Genomic DNA, 17680 nt, shown 5'->3' on the forward strand with positions numbered 1-17680 from the left:
TCGTTATCAGTGAGTGGTTAGTTTTAAGTAGAAAAAAAAAACAAAGACCACTTACTTTTCACTTCTTACCACTTCCAAATATCCCTAAAACCCTACCGCTTTATCATCACCTCTCGGATCCGCACCGCCTTCTAGTTTTCCATCAGGTAGGACGAGAATCGCATCTACTTTTCCGATGATAGGGCTGTTGTTTTCATTGATCAAATAACCTCTTGATTTGAGTATTGTGATCAAAGTGGGGTCAAAGGAATCAGGCTCAAAATTTACCAAATCCGGCAGCCACTGATGATGAAAGCGAGGGGCTTCCACAGCTTCCTGCATACCCATTCCAAATTCGGAGACGTTGAGTATTGTCTGAAGCACTGAGGTGATAATGGTCGAACCACCTGGAGTTCCTACCACCATCCAAAGTTTACCGTCTTTTTCAACAATCGTAGGTGTCATGGAGCTCAACATCCGCTTTCCCGGATCGATGCTGTTTGCCTCGGCCCCGATCAGTCCAAACATGTTCGGAGTCCCGGGTTTGGCACTGAAATCATCCATTTCATTGTTCATGAAAAAACCCAATTCGTCGATGTAAACCTTGGATCCGTAGCCTCCATTGAGGGTGGTGGTGACTGAAACAGCGTTTCCTTCCGCATCCACAATGGAGTAATGCGTTGTTTCCATACTTTCCGAAAATACAATTTCTCCCCGTGCAATGTCGGATGACTTGGTGGCTTTTTCCATGCTGAATGACTCCATTCTTGACTTTAAATAGTCGCTGTCAAGTAATTGATCAACAGGTATAGTTACAAAGTCCGGATCGCCCAAATAAAAATTCCGATCCGCATAGGCTCTTCGTTCGGCTTCTACCAATACCTGGATATACTCAGCGGTATTGTGACCAAAGTTTTTTAAATCAAACGGTTCGATCATTCTAAAAATCTGGGCCAAAGTCATTCCACCCGAGCTTGGAGGTGCCATGGAAATGACTTTTATGTTTCGATATGGGAAAACCAAAGGATCTCTCCATTTTGCTTCATAGGATGCTAAATCTTCTTCTGAAATGATTCCTCCTTTAGCTATAATATGTTTTGAAAGTATTTTTGCGGTTTCCCCTTTGTAGAATTCATCGCGTCCGTTTTTGGCGATTCGCTCCAATGTAGCAGCCAAAACGGGGATTTTAAGTGTATCGCCGCTAGTAATTTCACGATTGAAGAAAGTCTCTGCACCGTTCACTTCCACAAACTGAGCTCTTGCACGCTGTAATCTTTCAGCTTGACGAGCTGTGACCACAAATCCATTTTTCGCCAGATCGATCACGGGTTGAAGGATTTCTGCAGGGCTTAGTTTTCCAAACTTTGCCTGCGCTTCAAAGATCCCGGCAATTGTTCCCGGAACACCCGAAGCTAAAGCACCTTTGGTACTCAAGTCAGAAAGGAACTCCCCGTTTTTGTCCAGGTACATATCCTTGGTGGCCAGTAATGGCGCTTTTTCCCGATAATCAATCGATCCAACTGTACCATCCGCCATCCGATAAACCATAAATCCTCCACCGCCGAGATTCCCTGCAAAAGGAAAAGTGACCGCTAGGGCCATCTCGGTAGCCATCATGGCATCAAAGGCATTTCCGCCTTTTTTGAGGATTTCCGCTCCAATTTTAGAGGCTTCTTCCCGTGCTGAAACTACCATTGCCTTTTCAGCTACTAATCCCCGTTTGATCTCAGAGGCTGCCTTTTCCTTTCCGCAGGAAAAAAGCAATACAGCAATCAGGAGAAATAAGAATGAATTCCTCGATATCATGGTTTTTCTTCAAGAAGAGTGGTGTTGAATAATTTTAAAATCCTTTTGTATTCATCTGCCCATGAACTCGGCTCGACAAATCCATGATCCTCGACCGGATAAAGGGCCATTTCCCAATTGTCTTTTCCCAGTTCAATCAGACGCTGCGAAAGCCGAACCACGTCCTGAAAGTGAACATTGGTATCTACCATACCATGTGCGATCAAGAGATGTCCTTGGAGGCCTTCTGCAAAATAAATAGGAGAGGAGCGGCGGTAAGCAATCGGATCTTCTTCAGGAGTATTGAGAATATTGGCTGTGTAGCCGTGATTGTAATGTGCCCAATCGGTCACAGATCGGAGGGCCGCACCCGAAGTGAAAATATCCCCATGATTGAATAAGGCCATCAAGGTGATGAATCCCCCATAACTGCCCCCATAGATTCCTATTTTGCCAGATTCCACACCGTGTTTTGCCATCAGGAATTTGGCTCCATCCACTTGATCGGACAGGTCTTTTCCACCCATGTGACGGTAGATTCCCGTGCGCCAATCCCGCCCATATCCTGCAGAAGCGCGGTAATCGATATCCAAAACGGTATAGCCTAAATCAGTAAGGAGATTGTGGAACATATACTCCCGGAAATAGGTACTCCACCATTTGTGGACGTTTTGAAGGTATCCTGCACCATGGACAAAGATTACTGCCGCACCGTTTTTCTTAGCCGGATCAGGGAGATACAGCCTCGCCGGAACTTTTGCTCCATCTGCTGCATCAAATCTAATCAGCTGGGGATCTCGCCAATTGTAGGCCTTAAATTCTTGACTTTGACCTGAAGTCAATTGCTGTGGTTTAGCACCAACCTTATTTTCTTGGACATAAAGTTCTGCAGGCTTATTGCTGTAAGAATAGATAATGGCCAGTTTTTTCTCGTCCGGAGAAAGTACTACTTCATTGTTTCCGGTCATAGAAGTCAGCTTTTCCATACTTCCACCCATCACCGGCATTCGATAAAAATGTCTTTCTCCAGGATCCACTTCTGAAGTGGTCATATACCAAAACTTTTTGTCCTTCGAGAGAAAAGGGTCAAAGACCTCGTATGAACCGGATGTTAGGGCTTTTTTCTCTCCACTTGCCACATTCAACAAGTACAGATGCGAATAACCGGTAGCTTCGGATTGAAAGTAAATGTGCTGATTGTCTGGCAACCAACCGAAAGTACCTCCTCCAAAACCCCCACCTACACCAGGCCCACCTATCCAAGCTTCATCACGCTGACGATCCAAGGTCTTGAGTTCTCCGGTTTTCAGATTCAATTCGGTAATCCATCGGTCTTTGTTGTCGAAGGCTCGGACTTGGATGATTGCCCTTTTTCCATCAGGAGAAAAAACAGGGCCCGAAAGCGTAACACTGCGTTCCTTTTCTTCCCTGATTTTTTCAGGATAATCAGTGACATAGTCGGGTAAATCCTTTATTCCCGGCAGATTAGAAATTGTCACGAAATAGACTGTATCTCGGGTTAGATCGTAGATTCCGATATCAACTTTGGATGGACTGTTACCTACTTTTGATCGGGAATTTAGATTCTCGGTAAATCCTGAAGCGTCAACATAATTCGGAACTGCAGTGTTTTTATTGGAAGCAGGCGTGAATACGGAAAATGTCGCAAATTTCTCGTCCGGTGATAGCTGAAGATTGGAGAGATTTTTTCCCTGCGTGAAATAGACATATTCGCTATTGGATGATTCGCGGATAGATTCCCGGTAGGCACGTGATTTTGCCAGAGCTTCTTTTCTTTCCCTCACTACGCCAAGAAGGTTCAGGTTTTCAGCTTCTAAAAAACCGGGTTTACTTTCTGAGGCACTTCCAGTGTTCGTGGATTTGGAGCCATTTGAAATAGATGTGGCTTTGGAAACTGTTTTAGAAGTACGGTCATAAACGTAAATATTTCCACCTGCATTGAATGAAATTCTGTTTTCATTTGCCAGAAAACCAAGGTTGGAAATCGGTTCAAACCACTCGATTAATTGGGATTCAGTTTTCTTCTTATGGTCTTCAAGTATGATTGAATTTCCTTTTCGATAGATTCTTAAACTTTGATCAGCATTAAAGGCGGATTGAGGTTTTGTCAGGGTTTTTTCTTCGATCCATTTCACTTTAGAAAGTTGATTGGCCTTACTCAAGTCAATCTTATAGAGTGAATCTGCAGGATCTTTTTCAATATTGTATTTGAAAAATATTTTGTTTCCGTCTTCACTCCAAAAATGCGAGGAGGGGAAAGTTCCCATCCATTTGGGATCGCGCATGATGTAATCGACTGAAAGGGGAGATTGGGCCGTTGCTTCCGCTAATAGGAAAAGCAAAACAGGCAGGAGAAGTAGTTTCCGCTGCATTGGAAGTTTATATATGGGTTTAATTTTCAGTTAATTGCCGAAACGAATATATTCAATTCGGTCTCGATGAGCTGGATCTGCTCCTGAAGTGAGTCATTCAAGGGTGCCGAATTTTCCAGATTTGATTCAATTTCCTCAAGGGTTTTTCTGGTTTTAATCGCACCGATATAACTCATGCTTGGCTTAGCTTTGTGGCATCGTTTTTTGATAGTAGCAAAGTCACCTTCCTCGTAAAATGTGCCTAATTCCTTTAAATCTTTGATATTGGTATCAATGATAATTTGGATCATTTGACGGATCATCTCCGGATCATCATCCCCAAAATACTGATAAATGGACTGTTCACTGATAATTTGATACATATACGGGTGAAAAAGGATGTGAACGAATAAAAATTCTGTTAAGAATCCAAGCCATAATTTAAAAACATTTTTTAAATAGTCTCATTTCCTTTTTATGAGTTTTATTTTTGAGTGATGAAAACAACTCAGCCCTTAAATTTGTCTTCGACATAGAGTAAAAGAAATCCATGAGTAAGAATAAAAAAATCTTCCTTGCCCTGTTTGTTATTTTCATGCTGATCATGCTCTGGATCGGTTATGATATTTCACAGCGTACCACCTTTCCGGGTTCTAAAGGCAACCTGAAAGAACGGATCTCGACAGAGGTAGAAACCGAAAAAAAATGACCGGAAAAAAAATAGATGTAGATAAGCTCGATTTAGAGCGCATGAAAGAGAAAATCACCGAAACGCCGGGAATTCTTCCTTATGCGCATCACTCAGGTAGTGCTATAATCAAACCTGAAGACAAGGGGAAAATAACCGGTCGTGCTGTAGCCGCCATGCATAGTCAAACTGATATGCAAATGGCTCAAATCTATGATCAGATGCGCCTATTGGCTGATCAAGCTAAGAAAATCCAATCAAGAATTGAAGTTTCAGAGCGAATCTATCAGGCATCCATTGCCTTCGAACCGCTGATCAACCATCGCTATTTTTTATATCAAAAAGCGGACGGCTCTGACTTTATGAGTATGATTGGGCCGGAGGAATGGGGAAGAAAAAAAGATTGGGCTGCTTTTGTAGCCGAAATCAAACTTCTTGCGGATCATACCTGGGAGATTCTTAGAGAAAATAGTTAACGATGGAACATCTAATGTCACGTCAGCTCGATCTAATTCTTAAGGAAGCTGGTGCGGATTACCATTGGCTATTTGAGTTGGAAACCAACCCTAAATTCCTTGATCAAAAGGCTAAAGCCTGGCTAAACGAAATTTTTAATGAAATGGGAGGCACGGGGAGTTTTCCCTTGCTGGAAAAACTCAAATTTGATTTCAAAATTGGCAGATACTTGATCCTTTGGGATGATGAGCTACATTTCAACCGCTACCGTCTTGGAACTTTTCGCTCAGAGATGTATTCGGAATGGACCTTTCCTTTTGCGGAAGGACATCGGAGACTTTGCAGGACTTTCGAAAAAGAATGTCTAAAAGCTGGTTTGCAGCAGCGAGTTTGGAATGGTCCCCCTGTTGCAAAAAATGTATTTGGTGAGGCTTCGGAGTCAGGCGATTTCAGTGGAAACGGATCTACAGGTTGGAAACTGACAGCATACAATGATGCCCAATATGACCTGCAGATCCGGCTACATGGGTATAAGTTGATTCGACTTTCCCCTTATGAAACCTTGATGACGGGTGGTTCACTCAAGCGATTGGATCAATTGCTCATTAATCCTAAGGAAGAACAGCGGCAGATGCTATATAATTGGCTGATGCGGAAAGTAGGGTAGTAGTAGGGGTAACAAGTATTAAGGCACTAGTAACTAGACTTGAGAGGCAAAAGGTCAAATTTGTGAATGGTAAAAAGAAAGTTGTGAGGGGTAGCGAGAAAATTATGCAAATAAGCCAAAGATCTCCCGTTCGATTTTTTCTACGATAAAGGAAAAATCCTCCGGACGCTCCACAAAGTCCAGATCATTCACATCCACAATCAGGAGTTTTCCTTCTTTATAACCGGCAATCCAGTCTTCGTAATGTGAATTTAGATTTTTCAGGTAATCGATCCGCATTGCAGTCTCATAGCTTCTGCCGCGCTTTTCGATCTGGCCAACAAGCTTTGGGATATCTGCTTTCAAATAAATCAGAAGATCAGGAGCCTTGACATGTGTGATCATGGAATCAAATAAGGTCTTGTAATTCCAGTAATCCCGCTCAGTTAAAAGCTTGCTTTTATACAGGTTTGCTGCAAAAATGTAGGCATCCTCGTAGATGGTTCGATCCTGAATCGTGGATTGAGAATTTTCCTGAATTTTTCGGATTTGGTTATAACGGGAATTGAGGAAATAAACCTGCAAGTGAAAAGCCCAGCGCTTCATGTCTTCATAGAAATCCGGCAGGTATGGATTCTGGTCAACTGCTTCAAATTCCGCCCTCCATCCGTAGTGCTTTGCGAGTTTTTCTGTCAGCGTGGTTTTACCGCTTCCTATATTTCCTGATACAGCTAAATGCATGTCTTTCTGCTTAATTAATTATTTGAAAAATCTGGGAGCTACTACCAACTCCTTGCTTCCGACGGTGTACTGATAGAAGCCTTCACCCGTTTTCACGCCTTTGAACCCTGCCTCAACCATGTTCACCAAAAGCGGACATGGAGCATATTTTGGATTACCGAAGCCTTCGTGAAGTACTTTTAAAATTGACAGGCAAACATCCAATCCGATAAAATCAGCCAACTGAAGCGGACCCATCGGATGCGCCATTCCCAGTTTCATGACCGTATCGATCTCTGCCACTCCTGCCACACCTTCAAAAAGGCTGTAAATGGCCTCATTGATCATAGGCATCAAAATCCGATTTGCTACAAATCCCGGATAGTCATTGACTTCTACGGGATCTTTGGAAAGATTTCGGGAGAGATTCATCACCGTTTTAGTTACCTCATCGGAAGTTGCGTACCCGCGAATCACTTCCACCAACTTCATCACCGGCACGGGATTCATAAAGTGCATTCCAATTACCTGAGTAGGACGTTTGGTCACTGCTGCGATTTTGGTAATCGAAATGGAAGAAGTATTGGATGCGAGTATGGCTTTGGGAGGAGAAAATTGATCCAATTGACGGAAAATATCCAACTTGAGGGTCATATTTTCAGTAGCAGCTTCCACGACCAAGTCTGCCTGCTTTACACCATCCTCCAAACTGGTAAAAGTCGAAATTCGAGAAAGGGAAGCGTCTTTTTCCTCCTGTGAAATCGCGCCTTTTGCTAACTGACGATCCATATTTTTAGAGATGGTAGTCAGGGCCTTTTCCAGAAATTCAGATTTGATATCGATAAGGGAAACTTCATATCCATGCTGCGCAAAAATGTGGGCGATTCCATTTCCCATGGTGCCGGAACCAACGACTGAGATTGATTTCATAAGACTTTGATTACAAGTGTTAAACGTTATGATTTGGGTTTATTTTGGCTTTAGGACTTATTCTACAGCCCTCAAAACTAAGTCTAAGCAGGTCCATATCCAATTCAAACCCGTGCTTTTGCGACTTTGTTTGTCAGAGAAAAGCACAGCGTCGAATGTATTAATCGCTACCTTTGAACTATGAAATCGAGGAGGAGACCATTGACAAAGTCTATTGAATATCTTCTGGCTCAGATTCCTGCAGATCTCCCGATAGTGATCGGGCGTATGGCCTCAAAAAATCAATTATACTAATATGAAGGAACTTGGTCTGATCAACAAGTTGAAAATAAATCGATTCACAGACTTCGGTGCGTATTTGGCGCTCAGTGATGGAGGAGAGGTACTTTTGCCAAAAGGATACCTTACCGGAGAGGAGAAAGAAGGGGATGTAGTTGAAGTATTTGTTTATACAGACAGTGAAGATAGACCCGTGGCCGTTACACAAAAGCCATTGGCACTGTTAGATGATTTTGCAGTTTTGGAGGCCAAGGAGGTGACAAAGTTTGGGGCTTTTATGGATTGGGGTTTGCCAAAGGATCTTTTTGTGCCCAATGGAGAGATGGCCAAAAATATGGAGATCGGTCAAAAATATTTGATTCGGGTTTGTGTAGATTTTAAAAGCACTCGTTTGATTGGGGTCAGTAAATACCGGGATTTTATAAATCCAGCTCCTCAGGATTTCGAACCTGGAAATGAGGTAGAAGGATTGATATTTGAAAAAACCGATCTTGGATACAAGGTGCTCATTGATGACCAATACGAAGGGCTTATTTTCTCAAATGAAGTATTTCAGCCTCTTGAGATAGGTTCGACTCGAAAGCTTTGGATAAAAAAGCGTCGTGATGATGGAAGGTTGGATCTTCAGGTTTTGCCTGTTGGAAGGGTTAAGTACGATGAAGGATCTGAAAAAATCCTCTCTATTTTAGAAGAAAAGGGCTTTTTGCCCCTGCATGATAAATCTGATCCTGCAGAAATTCAAGCCATCCTGGGCATGTCAAAAAAGCATTTCAAGCAATGCATAGGACAACTATTTAAAGCTCGGCAAATAGTGATTGGTCCAGATGGAATTTCAGTGAGCAGGGACTAATCCAATTTGAGAATATCGCTGGGTGTTCTGCATAAGATTGCCTTGTTTTTGAAAATGGCAATCGGAGATTTGATCAAGTGAGGAAACTTTGAAAGAATGGTCAACCAACCTTCATCGTCCCAATTTTTGCCAGCAATATGAAGCTGGTAGTCTGGATGGGCACGGTTTAGAAGGTCCTTAGGTCGTAAATTCAGCATGGTGAGAATCTGATCCCACTGCGTGGCTGTGATTTTTTCTTTCATTACGTCAATTTCATTGACAAATTTTGTCAAGGTTTTTGCGTAAGCCTTAGTTTGCTTATCAATGATTTGAGAAGGACTATGGTAGAAATACAGTTCTGATGGATGGACTCTCATAGCTTTTTTGATTAGTTTCTATTTAAGTTAGTGAATATTACAATAAATTGAAAATCAAATATTTGTAAAATTGAAAGTAGACCTTGAAAAATTTTCCAGAGAGAGTAAATCTGATTTTTTAGGCAACAAAAAGCTTAAAGAAAAGCTCAAAAACACCAAACCAAAAAATCTTGATTCAATCTTCCTTCAACATCATGAGGATGCCTTCAACGAAATCAATTGTCTAGACTGCGCAAATTGTTGTAAAACCACAAGTCCGATATTTATTCAGACTGATATAGATCGGCTTGCCAAAGTTTTCAGGATGAAAAGCAGCCAATTTATTGACGAATACCTGCATCGGGATGAGGAAAGTGATTATGTGTTAAATACTTCCCCTTGTCCTTTTTTAGGTTCTGATAATAAGTGTCTTGTCTATGAAGATCGTCCCAAGGCCTGCCGTGAATACCCACATACAAATAGGAAAAACATGCTCGGTATTTTGGACCTATCCTTGAAAAATACCTTGGTATGTCCTGCTGTTTTCAAAATTTTTTACGAGATCGGCAAAGATTATAGGAAGTAAACTGTTTCTTTTGCTTTTTTAACAATCAAACCTATAATTAAACTATGAGCAAGCAGGATTCTCTTTTTTTGGGAGTAGATGTCGGAGGCACGCACCTGAAGATTGGACTGGTAGATCGAGAAGGCAATATGCTTGACTTCCAAAAAGAAGACACGACCCCATACAGAGATCATCCAGATGGCTTTGGAAAGTGTTTTATTGAAGGATTAGGGAAGTATTTAAAAAAATATCCAGAGGTCGAGAAAGTTGGAATTGGCTTACCCGGCATGATCTCAAAAGATAGAACTACACCTCTTGAAATCCCCGCAATTCCGAATCTAAATGGATTTCCATTGAAGTCAGGATTGCTGGAAAAATATCCAAAGCATGAATTTTATATGGAAAATGATGCTGCAGCTGCGGCCATCGGTGAATTCTACTACGGTAAGGGTGATGTTGCTGAAAATTTTCTTTTCATCACCATGGGTACCGGTATCGGAAGTGCTTTGATTTTGGAAGGACAAGTATTTAAAGGCTCAAGAGGGAATGCCCTCGAAATGGGTCACATGCTTTCCCGAGGAAATGCCGGATTGGAAACCTTGGTAGGTAGAAACGGAATTCTTCGCATTATGGATAATCTCATTTCAGCATACCCTGAAAAGGCCGGAGAATTGATAGGCAAAGAACTCGGAACGCATCTATTGGTGGATACAGCCAAAACCGGAAATGAGGTTTCCCTAATGGTATTTAAGGAAGTCGCTCAAATTCTCAGTGAGTCAATCGTCTCTACAGTCCGAATTTTGGATGTGACGGATGTCTATTTTGGAGGAGGAATATCCGCCGGACTGGAGTTTATGATGCCTACGATCGAGTATAACACGCGAAAGTTTTTGACACCCTATTACGTCAAGGACTTAAAACTCAAGAAAGCTACGCTGGAAAATAATGCAGGTACACTAGGTGCTGCAGCTCTTTGTTTTATGGGTTCAGGGTTGTGACCGTCACCTCAGACACTTTGCTGATTGCATTCATCCGAAAAAGAACTCGTAAGGGTTCTTTTTCAATTTCCACTCCTTCACAATCACCGCTAGGCTCAAGAAAGTAAAAGAAAAAGCTTTGGCTTTTATCGACCAACTCCACTCTATCGGGTCTTCCAAATGTTTTGATCAAGGCCTGGTTGTCTGCTCCCAAAAAATTGTTTTTTATTGCTTGAAACTCCTCTAGCTCCTGCATGCGAAGACCTTTACACCCATACCGGTCAGATTTCCAGTTTTCAAGATTGATTTTTCCTGCATCAACAGGTCCACTACAGGAAAAAACGGAAAGTACTAGGGTAATTCCGACAAGGAAATATAATTTTTGCATAAGGCTAAGAATTTGTCTGTAAAGATGGGAGCAAAAACCGAGGCTTTCGCAAAATCAGTCAAGGGATTAATTTATCAAACCAAAGGATTTTTTGACAGCGCGTTGAATTTCACGAGATTAAAAAATATCAGCATGTAACTGTCAGAATTATCACTTTATTGAACACTCGATAAGCCCATTCTGTTTATTCAAATCGGTTATATTAGCGCCATAAATCACTAAAACATATGTATTACAGATTTGGAAAAGCATTCTACTTTCTTAGTATTTTGCTTTTCATCTTTATTCTCTTGTATTTCTACTCTGCACTTTCTGAGACCATTGGACTGAGTATCGATGAAAATGGACAGATTAGCAAAACTTGGGAAAAAGGAACGTTTTTCTACGCCATGATTGCAGCATTTGTGATTTTCAACGGAATCGTTCTTTATCCGCCCAAATCCCTTGAAACGAAATCAAATAAAAAGCTTCATCGGATTTTCCCGATCGGAGATCCATACCGGGATTATTTTCTGACTTGGTTTTATTCTTTTGGTGGAGTGCTCAATTTCAGCTTGGCGCTTTTGGTGTTTTTTGTTCATTCAATTAACAATCAGAATGAAATTTCAACCAGTAAATTTTCATTTTTTTTCTACATGATGCCCGCATTCTTGGTAGTTTGGGTCATTGGATTATTTGTCCTGCTGATCGGGAAATTTAAGCAGGTTCAAAAAGGAGTTTTATAAAGCAATATGGCAGAACCAGTAAACTATACAGAAGACAGTATCAAATCTCTGGACTGGCGGGAGCATATCCGCCTTCGTCCGGGAATGTATATCGGAAAATTGGGCGACGGAAGTGCTCAGGATGATGGTATTTACGTATTGGTGAAAGAAATCCTGGATAACTCCATCGATGAACACATGATGGGGAATGGAAGGAATATTGACGTCAAAATTTCCGAACACAAAGTGGAGATCAGGGATTACGGCCGGGGTATTCCTTTGGGAAAAGTGATCGACTGTGTATCCAAAATCAATACGGGAGGAAAATATGATTCAGGGGCCTTTCAAAAATCAGTTGGTCTGAATGGAGTAGGTACCAAAGCTGTAAATGCACTCTCAGACTTTTTCCGTGTTCAGTCCTTCCGCGACGGACAATCCAAGATGGCTGAATTTGAGAAAGGAATATTGGTCAATGATCCTCCGATTGGACCCTCATCTGAACGAAACGGTACTAGAGTCATTTTTTCTCCGGATGCTTCAATTTTCAAAAACTATCACTTTATACCCGAATATCTTGAAAATCAGATCTGGAATTACGCCTATCTGAATGCCGGTTTGACTATTAATTTTAACGGGAAAAAGTTTTTCTCTGATAGGGGACTTTATGATCTGCTTTCCAATAAAATAGACGAGGAAAGTATTCGGTATCCTATCATTCATCTTAAAGGAACTGATATCGAAGTGGCAATTACGCACTCAGGATCCTATGGAGAAGAGTATTATTCATTTGTCAATGGGCAATATACGACGCAGGGAGGGACTCACCTCGCTGCATTTCGAGAGGCGATAGTCAAGACTATTCGTGAATTTTATAAGAAGGATTATGACTCCTCTGATATTCGTCAATCCGTAGTAGCAGCTATTGCCGTCCGTGTTCAGGAGCCCGTTTTTGAATCCCAAACCAAAACAAAGCTCGGTTCTCAGAGTATTGGTGCGGATGGACCGACCCTTCGGACTTTTGTCAATGATTTCATGAAAACTGAGCTGGACAACTACCTGCACAAAAACCCGGGCGTAGCCGATGCGCTATTGAAGCGCATTTTGCAATCCGAAAGAGAGCGAAAGGAAATTTCCGGAATTAAAAAATTGGCAAACGAGCGGGCTAAAAAAGCAAATCTTCATAACAAAAAGCTACGCGACTGTCGGGTTCATTATGACGATCCCAAAGCAAGCGAGGACGTGAAAAACAACTCGATGCTCTTCATTACTGAAGGGGATTCGGCCTCCGGTTCGATAACAAAATCCAGAGATGTTCAGACTCAAGCGGTTTTTTCCCTTCGTGGCAAGCCACTCAATTGCTTTGGGATGACCAAGAAGGTGGTCTACGAAAACGAGGAATTCAACCTTTTGCAGCATGCGCTGAATATTGAAGATGGGATCGAGAATCTCAGATATCGAAAGATTGTGATCGCTACTGACGCAGACGTGGACGGGATGCACATTCGCTTGCTCATCATGACTTATTTCTTGCAGTTTTTTCCGGATTTGGTGAAAAACGGTCACTTATTTATTCTCGATACTCCACTGTTCAGAGTGAGAAACAAGAAGGAAACGATCTATTGCTATTCCGATGAAGAGCGGCAGCGAGCAATCCATAAATTGGGGAGCAAGCCTGAAATCACTCGATTTAAGGGTTTGGGAGAAATTTCTCCTGAAGAGTTTGGAACGTTCATCGGTGAAAATATCCGTCTCGATCCGATTATTTTGAATAAAGAGACCAAGATTTCTGACTTGCTGACCTTCTATATGGGTAAAAACACTCCCGATCGGCAGATTTTCATCATCGATAATCTGAAAATTGAAAAGGATCTGGCTTTGGATGACCCAAGAAAAGCAGAGGAAGAGGAAATTGAAGTAGCCTTACGGAATACATTCTGATTTTTTGGATTAAAAAAGATCTTATAGGTCAAAACCTAATTTTGGCTTCCTAAATCATTTAGAAAATGAGTGACGAAAAAAATACGATAGATGGGGCTGACGACAGTCTGCACACATCCGTGCCGATCACAGGCATGTATAAGGAGTGGTTTTTGGATTACGCCTCGTATGTAATTCTTGAGCGCGCAGTTCCTGCGATTGAAGATGGTCTGAAGCCTGTTCAACGTAGGATCTTGCATGCCATGAAGGAGATGGATGATGGGCGATTTAATAAGGTTGCCAATATCATCGGTCAGTCCATGCAGTATCACCCCCATGGAGATCAGTCTATCGGAGACGCGATGGTTAATCTTGGTCAAAAGGAGCTTCTCATTGAGACTCAGGGTAACTGGGGTGACATCAGGACAGGGGATGGGGCCGCAGCTGCTCGTTATATCGAAGCGAGACTTTCGAAATTTGCGCTTGATGTGGTGTTTAATCCTCAGACTACGGAGTGGCAACTTTCCTATGATGGAAGGAAGCGGGAGCCAGTCACTTTACCTGTAAAATTCCCGCTGCTTCTAGCTCAGGGAGTTGAAGGAATTGCGGTGGGCCTTTCTACCAAAATCCTACCTCACAACTTCATTGAACTGATTGAAGCTTCCATTGAAATCTTAAAAGGAAACAAATCAAACGTTCTCCCTGACTTCATCACGGGAGGTCTGGCGGACTTTTCCGAATATAACGAAGGGCATCGAGGAGGAAAGGTAAAGGTTAGAGCCCGGATCGAAGAAGAGGATAGTAAGACCTTGGCAATCAGAGAGATTCCCTATGGAACCACGACCGACTCATTGATTGATTCAATACTCAAAGCCAATGACAAAGGCAAAATCAAAATCAAAAAAGTTGTCGATAACACGGCAAAAGATGTAGAGATACAGATTCAATTGGCGCCCGGAGTATCGCCGGATGTGACCATTGATGCACTCTATGCTTTTACGGATTGTGAGATTTCTATTTCACCAAATGCCTGCGTCATTATTGAGGATAAGCCTGTTTTCCTTACGGTAAACAGAATCTTGGAATACAATACGCAGCAAACCAAAGAGCTTCTTAAGCGGGAGTTGGAAATCCGAAGAGGGGAATTGTTGGAGCGATTGCTTTTTTCCTCCCTGGAAAAAATCTTCATTGAAAACAGAATCTATCGAGATATTGAGGAGTGTACCACTTGGGATGCTGTTTTGGAAGCTATCGATAGAGGATTGGATCCTTATAAACCTGATTTTTACAGAGAAATCACACAGGACGACCTGATCCGGTTGACGGAAATTAAAATCAAGCGAATCTCCAAATTCGATGCCTTCAAGGCTGATGAGTTGATGAAGCGCTTACAGGAAGAACTGAAAGAGGTCAATCATCACCTGAGGCATTTGACAGAATACTCCATCAAATATTATCAAAACCTACTGGACAAGTACGGTAAAGGGCGGGAGCGAAAGACTGAAATCCGAGCTTTGGATACGATCGAAGCCACAGTTGTTGCTGCCAACAATGCCAAACTCTATGTAAACAGAGTAGATGGATTTGTAGGTTATGGATTGAAAAAAGACGAATTCATTTGTGATTGTTCAGATCTGGATGATGTGATCGTACTTCGTCGCGATGGTAAATTCATGGTTTCCAAAATTCAGGAAAAAGGATTTATGGGAAAGGACATTCTGTACGTCGGTGTCTTTCGCAAGAATGACGACCGGATGACCTATAATCTCATTTACCTCGATGGAGGGTCTGGTCGTGCGATGATCAAAAGATTTCAGATCGGCGGGATCACCCGTGACAAAGAATATGATCTAACCAAGGGGACAAAGGGAACAAAAGTCCTCTATCTCACCGCCAATCCAAATGGAGAGGCCGAACTGGTTACCGTATACCTCACTCAAGGTGCCAAAGCCAGAGTGAAAGTGTTTGATTTTGATTTTGCTGAAATAGAAATCAAAGGAAGGGGAGCGGGTGGAAATATTCTGACACGTTACCCTGTTCGCAAAATTCAGCTTAAAATGGAAGGAAAGTCCACTTTGGGTGGAATCAATGTGTTCTATGATACGGTTGTTGGCCGATTGAATACGGACCAAAGAGGCAAACTGATCGGTAATTTCCTTGGCGATGATAAGATCATTGTCTTTTACAAAAATGGGGAATATGAGCTGACTAGTTTTGAGCTGACCAATCGCTACGAACCGAAAGATGTCGTGTTGATTGAAAAGTTTGACATTAAGAAAGTTATTTCGGCCATTTACTATGATGGTGGCATCAAAACCTATTTCGTGAAGCGTTTTTTGATCGAAACGACTACGATCAACAAGCGATTCAACTTCATTACCGATCACAAGCAATCCTATCTGAAAGTCGTTTCTACGGCAAGTCAACCGCAAATTTCGGTCACTTTATCCAAAGGAAAAGAGGACGAAGTAATGGAATATGATTTGGACATGTTGATCGATGTGAAAGGCTGGAAGGCGATAGGAAACAAGCTGAGCACCTATCCTGTAAAGGAGATTTCGCTCATTCACTCTGAAAAGGCAACTGCCGAAAATGTGGAAGAAAGTGAGGAATTAGCCGAGGAAATTGAAGATACTAGTCAAGAGTTGGAGATCGGAAGTAAAATTGACCTTACGCCAAAAAAAGACGAAGACGAACAATTGGGGCTGTTTTGATGGCTCCATTTTTTTGCAATGAGGATAACAAACGAAGAAATAACATTTGACCAGGACCTTTTGGATTATTTGGGCCGATTCATTACCGAGCACAAAAAGGGGGTGATAGAACAAGTTTTGTCCAAAAGGACAAAATACCTTACAGTCGTCTTAGAGGATATTTTCAAACCTCATAATGCCAGTGCCGTGATTCGTACCTGCGACTGTTTTGGTCTCCAGGACATCCATGTGATCGAAAAGACCAATCAGTACAAGGTCAACCCATTCGTGACTCGTGGTGCCTCGCAATGGGTAGATTTACACAAGTACTTTCAGGCGGGTAAAAACGCTGTCGAGACATGTTTTGATACCCTTCGGAAAAATGGATACAAGATTTATGGCACTAGTCCTGCATCCACGTCTATTTCGATTTATGATCTGCAACCAACAGAAAAACTGGCCTTGGTATTCGGAAATGAACACGAGGGAATTTCAGAAGATGTAAAGGCCAAAGCTGATGGGCTTGTACATATCCCGATGCTGGGATTTACGGACAGTTACAATATTTCAGTAGCTGCTTCCATTTTTTTATATGATTTGGTAAAAAAAGCCGACTCCCTTAATATCCCGGATTTCTATCTTTCAGAGGAGGAAAAAAATATGCTTAGAATGAAATGGTATCGATCCATTGTGAAAAATTCTGAAATTCATGAAAAGGTTTTTCGTAAAAATCTTCAGGATAATTTATGATTATTACTTTTTAAAAAGCTCTGAAAAAGGCTTTCTAGGCTGATTTTGAGCTGCTTTTTTTGCTTTTTGACGTTGCTTTTGTTTCTTCTTTTGCTCCTTGCTTTTCACAAGGACAGTTCGTGCTGAGATTCCTATCTGACCGCGATAAAACTCAGACCTTCCCGCTAGATTGATATTCGGCTTGTAATCCAATGAAAGGACTGCATTGGCTACGGTTAATTCTATCCCTCCAATCAGATCCACTCCGACCGTAGCGTTGCCAAAAGTATGGTCGACTTGCATTGTTTCATCATTTTTGATGAAGCTTTCCTCTCTGCCAAATGCCATTCCACCTCCGTAGTAATAGTTAAACCGCTTGGAAATAATTGGGCTGTGTTTTTTTGCCAAAACGGAAAGGGTCGTATTCCTGCTGAAATCCGACTGTAAGATACCTTCCACCGTCACCCGATCCACAATTCGCTGCTGCACGGTCAATCCCACCGTCCTGCTAAGTTGAGAGTTGCCTAGGCGAACTCCCGCAGCAGTTCCATACCGTTGGGCCAACAGTGGCGATGCGGTTAGTACAAAAAAGAAAATCAGAGCGGATAATACCTTGTAGGATTGAATCATACACAATTGGATAGAGCAAACTACCTTTTCAATATCT

General features: G+C 41.9%; 18 protein-coding genes. 10 read left to right on the top strand and 8 right to left on the bottom strand.

The genetic code is table 11. The features are described 5' to 3' along the window. Positions 1-84: 84 nt before the first annotated feature. From ggt to Q8M62_RS15320, 3 genes are read right to left on the bottom strand one after another with little or no spacing between them, the layout of a single operon-like run. Positions 85-1785: a gamma-glutamyltransferase gene (gene ggt, locus Q8M62_RS15310; protein ID WP_304901567.1), complete on the bottom strand. Its 1701-nt coding sequence runs from the start codon at positions 1783-1785 to the stop codon at positions 85-87. Further along, positions 1782-4157 carry a prolyl oligopeptidase family serine peptidase gene (locus tag Q8M62_RS15315; protein WP_304901566.1) on the bottom strand — a complete coding sequence of 792 codons (2376 nt, stop codon included), beginning with the start codon at positions 4155-4157 and terminating at the stop codon, positions 1782-1784. Before Q8M62_RS15315 ends, ggt begins: the two co-directional genes overlap by 4 nt. Before the next feature lie 26 nt (positions 4158-4183). Next, positions 4184-4519 carry an Hpt domain-containing protein gene (locus tag Q8M62_RS15320; protein WP_304901565.1) on the bottom strand — a complete coding sequence of 112 codons (336 nt, stop codon included), beginning with the start codon at positions 4517-4519 and terminating at the stop codon, positions 4184-4186. Between the two features lie 167 nt (positions 4520-4686). On the opposite strand from Q8M62_RS15320, the gene Q8M62_RS15325 reads away from it, so the two are divergent. From Q8M62_RS15325 to Q8M62_RS15335, 3 genes are read left to right on the top strand one after another with little or no spacing between them, the layout of a single operon-like run. Beyond that, positions 4687-4845: a hypothetical protein gene (locus Q8M62_RS15325; protein WP_175454208.1), complete on the top strand. Its 159-nt coding sequence runs from the start codon at positions 4687-4689 to the stop codon at positions 4843-4845. After that, a complete protein-coding gene (locus Q8M62_RS15330; RefSeq protein WP_304901564.1) occupies positions 4842-5300 on the top strand; it encodes a DUF2452 domain-containing protein in 459 nt (152 codons plus the stop codon). The genes Q8M62_RS15325 and Q8M62_RS15330 overlap by 4 nt, the downstream gene beginning before the upstream one ends. Positions 5301-5302: 2 nt before the next feature. After that, entirely contained in the window at positions 5303-5947 is a 645-nt protein-coding gene (locus tag Q8M62_RS15335; protein ID WP_304901563.1) for a hypothetical protein, read from the top strand. Between the two features lie 102 nt (positions 5948-6049). Here Q8M62_RS15335 and Q8M62_RS15340 read toward each other — a convergent pair whose 3' ends face one another. Both Q8M62_RS15340 and Q8M62_RS15345 read right to left on the bottom strand, forming a co-directional pair. Further along, on the bottom strand, positions 6050-6667 hold the full coding sequence (locus Q8M62_RS15340) for a deoxynucleoside kinase (protein WP_304901562.1): 618 nt from the start codon (positions 6665-6667) through the stop codon (positions 6050-6052). Between the two features lie 18 nt (positions 6668-6685). Next, complete coding sequence (locus Q8M62_RS15345) at positions 6686-7576, bottom strand: 3-hydroxybutyryl-CoA dehydrogenase (RefSeq protein ID WP_304901561.1); 891 nt, start codon at positions 7574-7576, stop codon at positions 6686-6688. 295 nt (positions 7577-7871) lie between these two features. Here Q8M62_RS15345 and Q8M62_RS15350 point away from each other — a divergent pair, with 295 nt between their 5' ends. After that, the gene (locus tag Q8M62_RS15350) at positions 7872-8705 is read left to right on the top strand and encodes a S1 RNA-binding domain-containing protein (RefSeq protein ID WP_304901560.1); all 834 of its coding nucleotides are present in this window, start codon (positions 7872-7874) and stop codon (positions 8703-8705) included. Here the strand turns inward: Q8M62_RS15350 and Q8M62_RS15355 are convergent. After that, a complete protein-coding gene (locus tag Q8M62_RS15355) occupies positions 8702-9061 on the bottom strand; it encodes an arsenate reductase family protein (protein ID WP_092729823.1) in 360 nt (119 codons plus the stop codon). The two genes, Q8M62_RS15350 and Q8M62_RS15355, sit on opposite strands and share 4 nt — an antisense overlap. Positions 9062-9131: 70 nt before the next feature. Between Q8M62_RS15355 and Q8M62_RS15360 the strand changes: the two genes are divergently transcribed. Together Q8M62_RS15360 and Q8M62_RS15365 are read left to right on the top strand one after the other, a co-directional pair. After that, the gene (locus Q8M62_RS15360) at positions 9132-9626 is read left to right on the top strand and encodes a YkgJ family cysteine cluster protein (RefSeq protein WP_304901559.1); all 495 of its coding nucleotides are present in this window, start codon (positions 9132-9134) and stop codon (positions 9624-9626) included. Between the two features lie 44 nt (positions 9627-9670). Then, a complete protein-coding gene (locus tag Q8M62_RS15365) occupies positions 9671-10603 on the top strand; it encodes an ROK family protein (RefSeq protein WP_304901558.1) in 933 nt (310 codons plus the stop codon). Here the strand turns inward: Q8M62_RS15365 and Q8M62_RS15370 are convergent. Beyond that, positions 10584-10970, bottom strand: coding sequence for a hypothetical protein (locus Q8M62_RS15370; protein ID WP_304901557.1), 387 nt, complete (start codon positions 10968-10970; stop codon positions 10584-10586). The two genes, Q8M62_RS15365 and Q8M62_RS15370, sit on opposite strands and share 20 nt — an antisense overlap. A gap of 227 nt (positions 10971-11197) precedes the next feature. Here Q8M62_RS15370 and Q8M62_RS15375 point away from each other — a divergent pair, with 227 nt between their 5' ends. The 4 genes from Q8M62_RS15375 to Q8M62_RS15390 all read left to right on the top strand — a co-directional run bounded on the left by Q8M62_RS15375 (position 11198) and on the right by Q8M62_RS15390 (position 17034). Then, the gene (locus Q8M62_RS15375) at positions 11198-11695 is read left to right on the top strand and encodes a DNA topoisomerase IV (protein ID WP_092729827.1); all 498 of its coding nucleotides are present in this window, start codon (positions 11198-11200) and stop codon (positions 11693-11695) included. A 6-nt stretch (positions 11696-11701) separates the two neighbouring features. Beyond that, positions 11702-13612, top strand: coding sequence for a DNA topoisomerase IV subunit B (locus tag Q8M62_RS15380; protein ID WP_304901556.1), 1911 nt, complete (start codon positions 11702-11704; stop codon positions 13610-13612). 65 nt (positions 13613-13677) lie between these two features. Further along, positions 13678-16305 (top strand): DNA gyrase/topoisomerase IV subunit A, encoded by a 2628-nt coding sequence (locus tag Q8M62_RS15385; RefSeq protein ID WP_304901555.1) that lies wholly within the window; start codon positions 13678-13680, stop codon positions 16303-16305. Between the two features lie 18 nt (positions 16306-16323). Beyond that, complete coding sequence (locus Q8M62_RS15390) at positions 16324-17034, top strand: RNA methyltransferase (RefSeq protein ID WP_304901554.1); 711 nt, start codon at positions 16324-16326, stop codon at positions 17032-17034. Positions 17035-17037: 3 nt separating this feature from the next. Here the strand turns inward: Q8M62_RS15390 and Q8M62_RS15395 are convergent, their stop codons facing one another. After that, on the bottom strand, positions 17038-17643 hold the full coding sequence (locus Q8M62_RS15395) for a hypothetical protein (protein WP_304901553.1): 606 nt from the start codon (positions 17641-17643) through the stop codon (positions 17038-17040). Between the last annotated feature and the right edge of the window lie 37 nt (positions 17644-17680).

Source organism: Algoriphagus sp. (assembly GCF_030694375.1).
GTDB lineage: Bacteria > Bacteroidota > Bacteroidia > Cytophagales > Cyclobacteriaceae > Algoriphagus.